This window comes from Holophagales bacterium, from assembly GCA_016719485.1.
Classification (GTDB): domain Bacteria; phylum Acidobacteriota; class Thermoanaerobaculia; order UBA5066; family UBA5066; genus UBA5066.
In genome coordinates, this window is record JADJZB010000004.1 from 1 (window position 1) to 13163 (window position 13163).

Here is a 13163-nt window from a genome sequence, read left to right on the forward strand (position 1 = left end):
CGTCCTTCTTCCCTTCCCTCCGGCAGGACCGGACCTGGCAGGGACCGACTCCTGTCCCGCGAGGGTGTTGGCGACCCTCCCGCGAGGCTCGAATCTTCTTCCCGGTGGCGACGCAAGCACTCTGCCAGCGGCGGCGGCCGGTCTCGCGCTCGTTTGCCCGGTCGAAGTGCCTCTACCCGCCCGCGGCGTGGAAGGCCTTACACGGCTTCTGAAGAAGGTGCCATCCGAAGCTCTCTGACGGGCCCTGCGTCTCGTGTTGGACGGCGCTGTTCGAGCCGTCAAGGCGTGGCCCGCGACGGGACGCTGGATGAGCTCCCGAAGCGGCTCCTTGAAGCGGCTCGTCGACTCGGGCTGGCTTCGCAGTACCCATCCTCCCAACTCTACCGATCCGGCTCCGCCTGAACAGCCGCCCCGTCGGCCGTCTGGGCACCCAGGTGCGAGAGCCTGCCATCCACGCCTTCTCGCACACCGGTTCCAGCTTCCCGCTCGGTTTCCGCGGGTCCCCTACGACCCCCCAAGGCTATGCATGCTGACTGTTCCGCAGCACCCGCCTTCCTTGTCCACGACGGGCAGGCTCGTCGCTCGATGCTCGTAAAGCTTCCGGCGCGCCTCTTCCACCGGCTCATCTGCGCCACAGCATGCGGACGAGGCTCGCATGATCTCGTCGACGCGCACGTCGGAAGCATGACGGCCCTCGGCCGCCACGCCGCAACACACGTCCCGCTCCGTGACGACACCGACCAGCTTCCGGCTCTCCGTACTTTCAACCACGGCCGCGCAGCCGCAGCCTGAATCGCGTATCGCTCGCGCGGCGTCTGCCGCCGTGGCCTGTGGCGTACAGCACGACGCCGCTTCGACGGGTTCCATCACATCACTACAACAACGCATCTTTGTTTCCTCCTTCAATCTCTCGCGTTTGCACTTCCTCCCACGCCCATCCCGGGCGACCCGCCATATCGCTACTCCGTTGCCGGCACATCCCACCGGCGGGCGAGGACGTTGTAGATCGGAACGAACACGAGGCCCGCATAGCAACCCCAGAGAAAGCTCTCGATCAAACCGAGCCAGAAGCTCCAGAAGGTCAACCACTTGAAGGCGGGTAACACCGCTTCCAGGAACTGGACCGAGTGCAGGCTCTGCGGCACGATCAGTCCGTAGATGACGCACAGGACGAAGCTGATCGCGGTGAAGATGCCCAGCGACCAGGTTACGAGCTTGATATTCAGCATTGTCCCGACTCCTTTACGTTCCGGGCTGGTGCTGCCCTCTACGATGGGCGACTCGCGTCACTTCGGCCTCTGCATGCGACCCAGGTGTTCCCTTCAATGTTGGTGCCCGCCTGCACTCGTGCTCACGACCCGACCCTCCGCCTCGTTCTTCTCTCCTTCAGCCCCGCCTCGTTGACGACCCCCTCCACCAGGACCGCCATGACGCCCGTGCCCGCCATGACCGAACAGGTGCATCGCGGCGAAGGCGATGAAGATGAACACCCAGAACCAGTTTGCCGTGAACCACGCCATGACCCTCTCCTTTCGGCTTCTCGTCGCGCTCCCTCGTGAATACCGAGGACGGAGCGCCGCTGAAACGCCATTGCGACGGTCCCCAACCGCATCGCCGCTGCCGGCTTGCCACCCAGACGCCTTCGGTAGGCCTACCCGCGCTGTTCCACGAAGTTTCAGTCATCCTGCGCACTTCCCGTTGGCAGTTCCGACTCGGAGGTCCAGCGCACTTCGTTGCCGCCATGTCACATGCTCGTAAACGCTGCTCCAATACATGCCGAAGGCAACACCGAACATCAGCTCCTCCAGCGGCAGCCCTGCGGGCCGCCAGCCGATCAGATCGTCGAGCCTCCACACCGCTTCGATGTAGCCTGGCCACAGCCACCTCAGGCCGAGCAGGAAGGCCGCGTACAGCGCGAGAAACACCAGTCCACCGACGAGCATGTAGCGCCACAGATCGGGTCTGCACAGGCCGCTGGCCACTGTTCCTACGCACAGCGCCGCAATACCCGGATAGATCGGGTTCCATGGCAGCAGCAGGAATGCGCCAAATACGAAGAACGGGCTCGCGAGCGCGGCGCGGTGCCAGCGATGCCGGCGATGCCGGCGATGCCGACGAGAGCCTCGCTCTCGAGGTGCGAGTGCCTCTTCCGCGGTCGGCGCCAGGGCCCGGTAGTCCGCCACGGCCAGCCCGCCAATAGCAAAGCAGAAGATCAGGCTCTCGATGTCGAAGCCCGTGCGATGCGCGAGATCGAACAGGCTCGGCGGGTTCCAGTACGCGGGCACGAACAAAGGCTCGGTCAATCCAAACAGTGCCGTCAGAGCGCTGGCCTGGAGCATGGCCCGCCGTGACGTCGGCCTCGCGACGAACAGCGCAGTCCAAGGCACCAGAAAGGCGCTCGCCCATATGAGCCACACGTAGCGGAATCCGGGGTCAACCGTGGGCATGGCCGTCGCCCCTCGCGTTGCTCGCCGTTGTCATCCGTCGGTGCCTGGCGCAACGTTGCAGGTCGTCGATGTCATGGTGTGAACCTCGCGCGCTGAGTCATCGGATGAAGGCGTGAGCATCAGCCAAGTGCCGAGGCTCGCGCTCAGGAGAACCTTCCACCGCATCGCTACGCCCCAGATCCTCGCCCTGGCGCTCACGAGAGAGTGATCATCACCAGCATCGCGGCAGCGGCGATGAGGCACGGCGTGTACCGTCACGCTCATCGCGGATCCCCTCGTGCGGACTGCCCGATCACGCTCTGCCAGTCGGTGCGTACGAACCCGGCCTCCGGCCGATCCACGCGCTGATACGTATGGGCGCCGAAGAAGTCACGCTGGGCCTGCGTGAGGTTCTGCGGCAGCCGCGCGCAGCGATAGCTGTCGAAGTACGCGAGGGCCGCCGACATTGCCGGCACCGGAATGCCCGCAGCGACCGCCGCCGAGATCGTCCGTCGCCATCCGCGCTCGGTCTCCGAAAGCCACGGACCGACGTCGGCGTCGAGCAGGACGTTCGGCAGGTCGGGCGCGCGCTCGAACGCGTGCATGAACGTGTTGAGCAGCCGCGCGCGGATGATGCAGCCGCCCTTCCAGATGCGGGCGATCTCGCGCAGGTCCACGCTCCAGCCGTACTCGCCGGAGGCCGTGCGCAACAGGCTCATCCCCTGCGCGTAAGCGCAGACCGTCGTGGCGCGGAGGGCGTCGTGAATGGCGTCGGTCATCTCCCGCACGTCGCCCGGGATGCGGCCCGTGGTTGCGCTCTGGAGTTGGGTGCTTGCGGTCGCGCGCTCGCCCTTCATGCTGGACAGGACGCGGGCGTCGATCGCCGCCGCGATCGTCGGGATCGGTACGCCGAGGTCGAGCGCGGACTGTGCGGTCCACTTTCCGGTCCCCTTCTGTCCGGCCTGGTCGAGGATCATCTCGACCAGCGGGTTCCCCGTCTCGGGATCCCGCGCGCCGAGCACCTGCGCCGCGACGTCGATCAGGTAGGACTCGAGCGGTCCGCGGTTCCACTCTGCGAAAATGGCGGCTACCTCCGCCGCCGGGAGCGCGAGCCCCCGGCGGAGCAGGTCGTACGCCTCGGCGATTGCCTGCATGAGGCCGTACTCGATGCCGTTGTGAACCATCTTCGTGAAGTGACCGGCGCCGTCCGGCCCGACGTAAGTCACGCACGGACCCGAAACGGTCTTCGCGGCGATCGACTCGAGCACCGGGCGCAGCAGATCGTACGCGGCGCGCGCGCCGCCGGGCATCAGCGACGGGCCGTAACGCGCCCCCTCCTCTCCGCCGGACACGCCCATCCCGACGAAGCTGATCCGCCGGGCACGCAAGGCGGCCTCGCGCTGCTGCGTGTCGCGGAAGAACGAGTTGCCGCCGTCGATCACCACGTCGTCGTGCGCGAGGCCGGGCGTCAGCCGATCGAGCATCTGGTCGACCGGCTCGCCAGCGCTGACCATCAGCAAGATGCGGCGTGGCGGCGCAATCGCCGCCGTGAACTCCTCGAGTGTCCGCGTGCCGACCCAACGCCGGCTCGCGTCGCTGCTGTCGATGAAGCGCTGGACCTTCCCCTCGGTATGAGTCCAGAGCGCCACCCGGTAGCCGTGGTCCTCGATGTTGAGCGCGAGGTTCTCGCCCATGACGCCGAGGCCGATCAATCCCAACTCCGCCGCCTGGGGCTTCACGCCAGAGGTTGCCATGCTCGGCCTCCTCCTCTTGGTGCGGTGGGGCGGTGCCACACCGCTCGCTGCGCTGTGCCCGAAGCGAAGTGGCCGATTGTCGCCTTCATGGTCTCATCCTCGCGCGCTGACTCATCGGATGAAGCGGTCCCACGTGCCGTAGCGTTCGCCCACCGGGCCGCGCCGAAAGCTGAGCAGAATCACGAGCGCCCCGGCGAGCGCGTCACTCCACCTCGACGCTGGGGTGGCACCGCCGAGAACCCACGGGGCGACGATCACCCAGGCGCCGAAGACGATGTTGAGGAAGCGTATCGCACGGCCCACGTCGGCCAGCGCGATCACGGCGGTGGTCACGATCAGGGCCCCGACGAGATGGTCGCTGTGGGCAGCCGCGCCGGTGCTTCCGAGCAACGAAGGCGTGAGCATCAGCCAAGTGCCGAGGCCCGCGCTCAGGAGCAGGTTCCACGGCATCGCTACGCCCCAGACCATCGCGCTGGCGCTCACGACGTCGGGGCGAACGGGACCGGTGTCCGGCGCCTCGCGCAGGGCACCCCCTAGCCAGAAGGTGCGCCAGAACGCCTGCCCTTCCCGGCGGGCCTGGACGAGGAACTGGCACATGGCCACGACCTCGTCGAGGGTGAGTGTGATCATGACGAGCATCGCGGCGGCGGCGATGAGGCACGGCGTGCACCAGAAACCGACTGCGAGGGGCTGGAGGATGATCAGCGTGATGCTCACGATGCCGAGCGGGACGACGAGGATGCCGAAGAAGGTGACCATCCACGGCATGGTCCGCCACCGGCGCTTGTCGCCCATGAAGCCCATCAGAAACTCGACCATGTAGGCGAACGCGCCGAGCCCCGCGTCGGGGATCGGGAAGGCGCGAGAGACGTCGGACGTCAGCACGCGCTGCGTGCCGATGCCGAAGAGCGGGTCGGTGAGCGTGGCGACGTAGCCGAGCTGAAACGCGGTCATCTGCCGCGAGAGGAAGAAGCCGACGAGCGCGAGCGCGATGATCGGCGCTCGCTGCGGCCAGCTGGAAGGGTTGTAGGACCAGCCCGGCGGCACGTCCGGGCCGGGCTCCACTCATCCCCGGTGCCACCGGCATCCCGGGCGCCAGGATGGCGAACACGACGACCAGCGCGCCGACGAGCGTGTCGTTGGAATAGGCAGCGGGCGTAGGCGCCCAGAAGGCGAGGGGGGCGAAGAGCAACCACAGGCCGACCAGCGAGCTCGCCCACGGCGCCCACAGCTTCCAGAACGGCCAGCGCGAGAGGGAGAGCGCGGCGAGAAGGATGACGAAGGCGCCACTCGCGACGTCGCTCACCTGGAGCGCGGAGCTCCGGAGGCCGAGGGCAAACGCGCCCGTGATGAGCCACAGGCCCAACGTCATGTTGGCGAAATGCGGCCAGATCGCCCCGCCACCGTGCTCCATCGCCGTGGGCATCGCCGCGTCGCCGGAGGCAGCTGCCGTGGCCTTGGGCGGTTGCATGCCGTCTCCTGGCGGCATCAGGGCCGGATCTTGTTTGTGCGACGGCGCGTGGCCGGCGTGGGGCGTGGGTTCAGGGCGAACGGGGCCTGGCGCCGCCGGTGACTCGTGGACGTGTTCCTTCCGCCTACCGGGGGGCCGTTCCTGCGGCGATGCCACAGCCGGCGCCTCGAACGTCCCGACCGTCTTCTCGAGCTTGGACGGGGGCTCTAGCTCGTTCTCGCGGTACCAGCCGATCGGATCGGCCTTCAGCGCCGCCACCATCTTCGGCAGCGTCTGGCGCAGCGAGCGCTTCGGCTCCCATCCGAGCAGGGCCCGGGCGCGGGTGATGTCGAGCGCAAAGTGGTCGTTCGCGCGGTCGATCATCCACGGCTTGACGAACGCCTCTTGTCCGGGGATGTGGTCCAGCACCCAGGCGCCCGCCTTCGCGAGGGGCGCCAACGCGGAAGGGATCGCGATGGTCTCCGTGCTAGTGCCGCGGATCAGGCGGGCGATGCTGTGCTGCAGCTCGTCGTAGCTGAGGGCCTCCGGCTCGGCGAGGAGTATCGCGACCTCCGGCGGAAGCGTGGCCCGGCGTTCCACGACGCGCTCGATGGCATCCACCATGTCATCCATGTGCAGGAAGGCCTGACCGTGCGCGGTCGAGCCGGAGTAGAACCGGCTGGAGAGGTTACGATCCAAGATGCGCTGGATCTGGTGCGCCAGCGGGACCGAGTGGCACCCGTCGTCGTAGACGCCGGAGATGCGCAGCAGGACGGCCGGAATGCCGCCTCGCTCGTCGCGGATGAGCTGCTCGGTCCGGACTTTCGACGCCGGGTACGCCCAGGTCGGTTCGAGCGGCCAGTCCTCCGTAATGAGCTCGCCGGGCTCGCCCGGCCGGTGTACGAGCATCGTGCTGGAGAAGACGAACTGTTCGATCTGGAAGCCGAGCTCGCGCAGGCTGCGCAGGAGGCGGCCCGTGCCGCGGACGGTGATCTCCTCGTACTTCGGGCTCGGCTTGCCGAAGAAATCATAGTAGGCGGCGAGATGGATCACCGAGGCGACGTGCGCCCCGTGGTGGTCACGGATGGCGCGGAGTCCGTCCCTTACGCTCTCGTCGGACGTGATGTCGACGGAGACGTACACGCAGCCCGTCGGCGCTGGTTGAGGTGCCTTTCGGTCGAACCCGACGACGTCATCGAAACGCCCGGCGAATCGCCGCATCACGGCGTCGCCGATTCGGCCGTTGGAGCCGGTGACGATGACAATCCCGCGGTCCGGCGTCATGACCTTTCCTCCCGCCCCCGTGATGGAGTGGGCGCGCATCCCGGCTCTCGGTGTGGCCGGTGCGTACCGGCTGCATGGATCTATCAGAATGTGCGTCGCCAACATTAGAGGCACCTTAGAGCCCAGCTCTCCGCCCCGTGTAAGCGATTGGGCGGCGTCGTCCGCTCCTCCCCGGGGAACGCTCAGTTCCGCGGATCGGCAGGGACGACGCCGCCCGGATCGATCAAGTCGGGCGAGACCGCGGGTGCCTCAGGCCCGATCGCGCTCCCCTCGGCAGGAGTCGCCGTCAGTGCCCTCGATGGCCGGAGCTCCCCATGCCACATCCGCCCCGGCTGGTCCTCGGTTCAGAGGCGGCCTCCTCACCGGCGAGCTCGGCAGCGGTCCCGAAAGTCCGCTCCGCCGCGGCGATCGCCTCGTCGACGAGCTCCCCGAGGGCGGGCGGCGCCGCGTCCGCCAGGCCACGGAGCGTCGCCAGGCTCTCCCGGCAGACCTTCTGTACCCGCGAGGCATCTCGCGCTCGGCCATCGTCCTCGCCACCGGCGCGTAGGCCGGCGCGCAGCTCATCCTGAACCGAGACGTAATCCCCGACGGACCGGTCGACCCGTTCGCGCTCGCGTGAACGGACGCTCGCGCGGAGCGCCCGCAGCGCGCTCCTTTCGTCGCGAAGCGCCACGTCCAGGTTCGCGGCAGGCCTCTCCGCCGAAGGCGTCTGGCCTGGCGCCCCCGGGTCGCCGTGGACGTGTTCCTGGGCCATGGCCGGGAGGCTCAGCATCGCCGTGGAAAGGAGAAGTGTTCGAAGAACTTTCATCGCTCAACCCCTAGAAAATGACGTTCTTGTGGTCCATGCCGCCGCATCCGTTCTTCGCGAACGGCCGGTTGCAGCCACCCTTGAAACACGCATCGCCTGTGTACCCGGCGGGCCCGATGAACTTGACCCAGTCGAGGACGGCCGTCTTGAGCTGGGCCGCGTCGGCTCCCTTCACAACGAGCATGTAGTTCGAGAGCCCCCAGATCGTCATGGCCATGTTGCACGGGCAGCAGCACGTCTTCATGGAGAACTTCTTGCAGCACACGGTCGGAATCGCCGAGAGGACGTCGTCCTTGATCTTCTGCTGCTCGGGCGCGAGGCTCATGTCGGCGTAGCCGATGAACTCCTGCGTCTGCGTCTTCACGTCCTTGAAGACCATCTTCCCGGCGGCCGCCTTCGAAGGCGGGGCGGCGGCTGCCGACGAGATTGCGAGGACCGCAACGGCGGCGGCGATCCAGCGGCGGAGGTGGGTGGCTGTCGTCATGGGGCTTCTCCTTATTGGTCTGGCTCGAATTGCGGTGCGCGTCACGCAGGAATCAGCGACGGTTCCGGGGCGGGTACGGGAGCATCCGGGTCCGGCTTCGGGAGGCTTCGCTGCTTCCAGAGCATGTAGACGGCTGGGTAGACGAGGAGCTCGAGCGCGAACGACGTGACGAGACCGCCGACCATCGGGGCGGCGATCCTCTTCATGACGTCGGAGCCCGCTCCGACGGACCACATGATCGGGAGGAGGCCGAGGATCGCGGCGAAGACGGTCATCGCCTTCGGGCGAACCCGCTTGACGGCGCCGTGGATGATCGCCTCCACGAGCTCGAGCCTGTTCCTCAGCAGCCCCTTCGCCTTCGCCTCGTCGTACGAGAGGTCGAGGAAGAGGAGCATGAAGACGCCCGTCTCGGCGTCGAGGCCCATGAGGGCAATGATCCCGACCCAGACGGCGATCGACATGTTGTAGCCGAGGATCCAGAGGAACCAGACGGCCCCGATGATCGAGAAGGGCACGGCGAGGAGGACGATGAAAGTCTTCATCGCCGACTTCGTGTTCATGTACATGAGGAGCCAGATGAGGACGAGCGTAATCGGGATGACGACCTTCAGCCGTTCCCTGACGCGGATCATGTTCTCGAACTGGCCGCTCCAGACGAGGGTATAGCCGGAGGGGAGCGTGACTCTTTCGGCCACGGCCTTCTTCGCCTCCTCGACGAACCCGCCGACGTCCTCCTTTCCGGTGTCGAAGTCGACGTAGACGTACCCCGAGAGGAGCCCGTTCTCGTTGCGGATCATCGAGGGCCCCTGGACGAGGCGGATGTCGGCGAGCTGGCCCATCGGGACCTGCGCTCCCGACATCGTCGGGACGAGGACCCGCTCGAGGCGGGTGAGGTCCTCGCGGAGCTCGCGGGGATAGCGGAGCGAGACGGTGTAGCGCTCTCGGCCCTTGATGACCGTCGTGATCGGCTCGCCGCCGATCGCCGTCATGATGACCCTGTTCGCGTCGTCCACGGTGAGGCCGTAGCGGGCGAGCTGGTCGCGCTTCAGCTCGAAGTCGATGAAGTAGCCGCCCGCGACCCGTTCCGCGAAGGCCGAGCGGGTCGCCGGGACGGACCGAACGGCCGTCTCGATCTCCTTGCCGATCCGCTCGATCTCGGCGAGGTCGGAGCCGAAGACCTTGATCCCGATCGGCGTCCGGATGCCGGTGGAGAGCATGTCGATGCGCGCCTTGATCGGCATCGTCCAGGCGTTCGTCGTCCCGGGGATCTTCATCGCCCGATCCATCTCGTCGACGAGCTCGTCGTGCGAGATGCGGTCGCGCCAGACGTGGCGGAAGACCGACGCGAGCCACCCCGGCGCCCAGGAGGAATACCAGCGCTCGCGTGGCCGCCACTGATCTTCGGGCTTCAGGATGACGGTCGTCTCCATCATCGAGAACGGGGCGGGGTCGGTCGCGCTGTCGGCGCGGCCCGCCTTGCCGAAGACCCGCTCGACCTCTGGGAACGACTTCAGGATCCGGTCCTGCACCTGGAGGAGCCTTTCCGCCTCCGTGACGGAGATGCCGGGAATCGTCGTCGGCATGTAGAGGATGCTTCCCTCGTAGAGGGGAGGCATGAACTCGGAGCCGAGCTTCATGTAGACCGGCACCGTCGCCGCCATCGCCAGGAGGGCGGCGGCGATCGTCGTCTTCGGGTGCTTCAGCACGAACCGGCACGGGGGCTCGTAGATCCGGTGGAGGAAGCGGCTGATCGGGTGCTTCTCCTCGGCGTAGTACTTCCCAACCGTCACCTGGTTCACGATCCAGGCGAGCCACCTCGGCCGGAAGTGGAAGTAGTCCATCCGGGCGAACAGCATCCGCAGCGCCGGGTCGAGCGTGATCGCGAGGAACGCCGCGATCGCCATAGCGAGGTTCTTCGAGAAGGCGAGCGGCTTGAAGAGACGCCCCTCCTGGTCGACGAGCGTGAAGACGGGAAGGAACGCGACCGCGATGACGAGGAGGGAGAAGAAGACCGACGGGCCGACCTCCATGAGCGCCTCGAGGCGCACCTTGTGGAAGTCGCCCGGACGGCCCCCGTCGTTCCAGAGCTGGAGCTTCTTGTAGGCGTTCTCGACCTCGACGATCGCTCCGTCGACGAGGACGCCGATGGAGATCGCGATGCCCGCCAGGGACATGATGTTGATCGTCAGCCCCATCTGGCCGAACGGGATGAACGCGAGGACGACCGAGATGGGGATCGTGAGGATGGGGACGATCGCGCTCGGGACGTGCCAGAGGAAGATCAGGATGATGATCGAGACGACGATGATCTCCTCGATCAGCTTCGACTTCAGGTTGGATACGGAGCGCTCGATGAGGTCGGAGCGGTCGTAGGTCGTCACGACCTTCACGCCTTTCGGGAGCGACGGCTCGACGTCCTTCAGCTTCTGCTTGACCCTCTCGATGACGTTCAGGGCGTTCTCGCCGCTTCGCATCACGACGATGCCGCCGACCACGTCCCTTGCCGTCGAGGTCCGCGACGCCGCGCCGGATCTCCGGTCCGAGCGAGACGCGGCCGACGTCGCCGACCGTGAGCGGGGTCCCGCGCTCGTTCGTCTTGACGACGATCTGCTCGATGTCCCTGACCGATTTCAGGTAGCCGCGCCCCGTACCATGTACTCGCGGCCCGAGAACTCGATGAGCCGGCCGCCGACTTCCGCGTTGCTCATCCGGATCGCCTCGGCGACGCGTGAGATCGGGACGCCGTACGCGGAGAGGACGCTCGGGTCGACGGTCACCTGGTACTGCTTCTGCGAGCCGCCGACCGTCGCGACCTCGGCGACGCCCGGCACGGACTGGACCGCGTATTTGAGGAACCAGTCCTGGTAGGTCCTCAGCTCATCGGTGCTGTTCGTGCCCGTCTCGTCGACGAGCGCGTACTGAAAGACCCACCCGACGCTCGTCGCGTCCGGGCCCATCTCGGTCTTGACCCCCTGGGGAGGCTCCCTGGATCTTCGAGAGGTACTCGAGGACACGCGAGCGAGCCCAATAGAGGTCGGTCCCGTCCTCGAAGATGACGTAGACGTAGGAGAACCCGAAGTCCGAGAAGCCCCGGATGGTCTTTACCTTCGGCGCCCCGAGGAGAGAAGTCACGATCGGGTAGGTGACCTGGTCCTCGATGATGTCGGGGCTCCGGTCCCACTTGGAGTAGACGATGACCTGGGTATCCGACAGGTCCGGGATGGCGTCGAGGGGCGTCCGCTTCATGACCCAGACGGCGATCAGGACCGCGACGGCGTAGAGAGAGAGGACGAGGTACTTGTTCTCGGCGGAGAAGCGGATGACCCGCTTGATCACCCCTTCGCCTCCGCCCTCGCTGGGGCTCGCGTGGCTCATCGCGTCCTCCTTCAGTGGGCGTGGGCGGCGGGTGTCGCCGGCGGCGAGGGCGGATCGGGCGTCTTCGTCGTTTCTCCGGGCGCCCTCGTGGGTGAAGTTGTGGTCATCGCGGAGAGAGCAGCCTTCAGGCGCGACTCCGAGTCGACGAGGAAGTTGGCGCCCCGAGCGACGATCTCCCCGGCCGAGAGGCCGCCCGTCACTTCGTACTGGCCGCCCGCATGGTCTCCGACGGAGATTTCACGCGGCGCCAGTCTTCCCTTCCCTTCTGCGACGAAGACGATCTTTCGCGTACCGCTGTCGAGGACGACGTCGTCGGGAAGGACGAGCGCGTCCCGAGACTGCCCGTGAATCGTGACCTGGGCGTACATCTCGGGCTTCAGCTCTTCCCTGGGATTCGCGAACTCGAGGCGGACCTTCACGGTCCGTGTCATCTCGTCCACGGCCGGGTAGACATAGGTCACGCGCCCTGTCCAGAACTTCCCGGGCCAGTAGGAGAGCGTCATCGTCGCCGTCTGGCCGAGAGACAGCCTGGGGAGCTCGTACTCGTAGACGTCCGCGATGACCCAGACGCCGGAGAGGTCGACGATGTCGAAGAGCGAATCGGCCGGCATGACCTTCATCCCGTGGTAGGCCATCCGGCCCGTGACGAATCCGGAGATCGGAGCGTAGATGTTCAGTGTCCTGGTCGGCTCGCCGCGCTTTTCGAGGGCGTCAATGTCCCGAGGGGTGATGTCCCACAGGAGGAGGCGCTGCCGGGCGGCCGCGACGAGGTCCTGCCCCCCCTGCGAGACGGACGGGATCGCCGATCCCGACGTGGACTTCGCGGCCTTGAGCGCCATCAGGTACTCCCGCTGCGTCGCGTACAGCTCCGGGCTGTAGACCTTCACCAGGACGTCGCCCTTCTTGACGTACTTGCCGGTGTAGTCCGCTTCGATCGCCTCGACGTAGGCCTCGTAGCGCGTGTGGACGTGGTGGACCCTCCGTTCGTCGTACGCGATGCGTCCGGTCGTCCGGATGGACGTTTCGAAGACTCCCCTCTTCACCTCTATCGTCTTGAGACCCAGCAGCTGCTGCTTCTGGGCGTCGATCGTGACCGTGGCAAGACCCTCCGGCCCCTTCGCTCCCGCGTCGACCTCGTCCGAGTACACCGCGACGAAGTCCATCCCCATCGAGTCCTTCTTGGGCGTCGGCGAGGTCTCCTGCGGATTCATCGGGGACCGGTAGAAGAGGATCTTCCTTTCCCCGGACGGCGCGGCCGTCCCCGCGACCGCGGCCTCGTGGGCTTCTTCCTCGATCGGGACCAGCTTCATGCCGCAGATCGGGCAGTCGCCCGGGCCATCCTTGATGACATCCGGATGCATCGGGCAATGGAACCGCTTGGCGGCGGCCGTTGGTCCGCCGCTCTTCTGGCAAGCGGACGAGACCAGAATGGACCCGCCGACCACGACGGCGAGAGCGACGGTGAGGGCGATCGCGAGGAGGCGCTTCTTCTTCATTTCTATGCTCACATCTTCGGGCTGGCCGACGCGGCCGCCGGGGCTTTCTTAGACGCCATGGGCGCCTGGCTGCTCCGCTCGGGAGA

At 66.9% G+C, this 13163-nt stretch carries 8 protein-coding genes and 2 pseudogenes; all 10 read right to left on the minus strand.

Annotated features, from left to right (window positions below; genetic code table 11):
* Positions 1–504 precede the first annotated feature (504 nt).
* Positions 505–867, minus strand: a complete 363-nt coding sequence (locus IPN03_02980) for a CBS domain-containing protein (GenBank protein MBK9372711.1) — start codon at positions 865–867, stop codon at positions 505–507.
* 92 nt (positions 868–959) lie between these two features.
* Positions 960–1229, minus strand: a complete 270-nt coding sequence (locus IPN03_02985) for a hypothetical protein (GenBank protein ID MBK9372712.1) — start codon at positions 1227–1229, stop codon at positions 960–962.
* Positions 1230–1322: 93 nt separating this feature from the next.
* Positions 1323–1520 (minus strand): DUF2933 domain-containing protein, encoded by a 198-nt coding sequence (locus IPN03_02990; GenBank protein MBK9372713.1) that lies wholly within the window; start codon positions 1518–1520, stop codon positions 1323–1325.
* Between the two features lie 159 nt (positions 1521–1679).
* Entirely contained in the window at positions 1680–2447 is a 768-nt protein-coding gene (locus IPN03_02995) for a hypothetical protein (protein MBK9372714.1), read from the minus strand.
* A gap of 260 nt (positions 2448–2707) precedes the next feature.
* Positions 2708–4180, minus strand: coding sequence for an NADP-dependent phosphogluconate dehydrogenase (gene gndA / locus IPN03_03000; protein MBK9372715.1), 1473 nt, complete (start codon positions 4178–4180; stop codon positions 2708–2710).
* Positions 4181–4291: 111 nt separating this feature from the next.
* A pseudogene (locus tag IPN03_03005) lies at positions 4292–6914 on the minus strand (NAD-dependent epimerase/dehydratase family protein).
* 286 nt (positions 6915–7200) lie between these two features.
* Positions 7201–7722, minus strand: coding sequence for a hypothetical protein (locus IPN03_03010; protein MBK9372716.1), 522 nt, complete (start codon positions 7720–7722; stop codon positions 7201–7203).
* Positions 7723–7732: 10 nt separating this feature from the next.
* The gene (locus IPN03_03015) at positions 7733–8206 is read right to left on the minus strand and encodes a hypothetical protein (GenBank protein MBK9372717.1); all 474 of its coding nucleotides are present in this window, start codon (positions 8204–8206) and stop codon (positions 7733–7735) included.
* A 41-nt stretch (positions 8207–8247) separates the two neighbouring features.
* Positions 8248–11542, minus strand: a pseudogene (locus IPN03_03020) (efflux RND transporter permease subunit).
* A 50-nt stretch (positions 11543–11592) separates the two neighbouring features.
* Complete coding sequence (locus IPN03_03025) at positions 11593–13077, minus strand: efflux RND transporter periplasmic adaptor subunit (protein ID MBK9372718.1); 1485 nt, start codon at positions 13075–13077, stop codon at positions 11593–11595.
* Positions 13078–13163: the final 86 nt, after the last annotated feature.

What these genes read in the sequence shown, in the direction of transcription:
- IPN03_02980 (MBK9372711.1), bottom strand. Translation starts at nt 867, where the DNA reads ATGGAACCCGTCGAAGCGGCGTCGTGCTGTACGCCACAGGCCACGGCG.
- IPN03_02985 (MBK9372712.1), bottom strand. Translation starts at nt 1,229, where the DNA reads ATGCTGAATATCAAGCTCGTAACCTGGTCGCTGGGCATCTTCACCGCG.
- IPN03_02990 (MBK9372713.1), bottom strand. Translation starts at nt 1,520, where the DNA reads ATGGCGTGGTTCACGGCAAACTGGTTCTGGGTGTTCATCTTCATCGCC.
- IPN03_02995 (MBK9372714.1), bottom strand. Translation starts at nt 2,447, where the DNA reads ATGCCCACGGTTGACCCCGGATTCCGCTACGTGTGGCTCATATGGGCG.
- gndA (MBK9372715.1), bottom strand. Translation starts at nt 4,180, where the DNA reads ATGGCAACCTCTGGCGTGAAGCCCCAGGCGGCGGAGTTGGGATTGATC.
- IPN03_03010 (MBK9372716.1), bottom strand. Translation starts at nt 7,722, where the DNA reads ATGAAAGTTCTTCGAACACTTCTCCTTTCCACGGCGATGCTGAGCCTC.
- IPN03_03015 (MBK9372717.1), bottom strand. Translation starts at nt 8,206, where the DNA reads ATGACGACAGCCACCCACCTCCGCCGCTGGATCGCCGCCGCCGTTGCG.
- IPN03_03025 (MBK9372718.1), bottom strand. Translation starts at nt 13,077, where the DNA reads ATGAAGAAGAAGCGCCTCCTCGCGATCGCCCTCACCGTCGCTCTCGCC.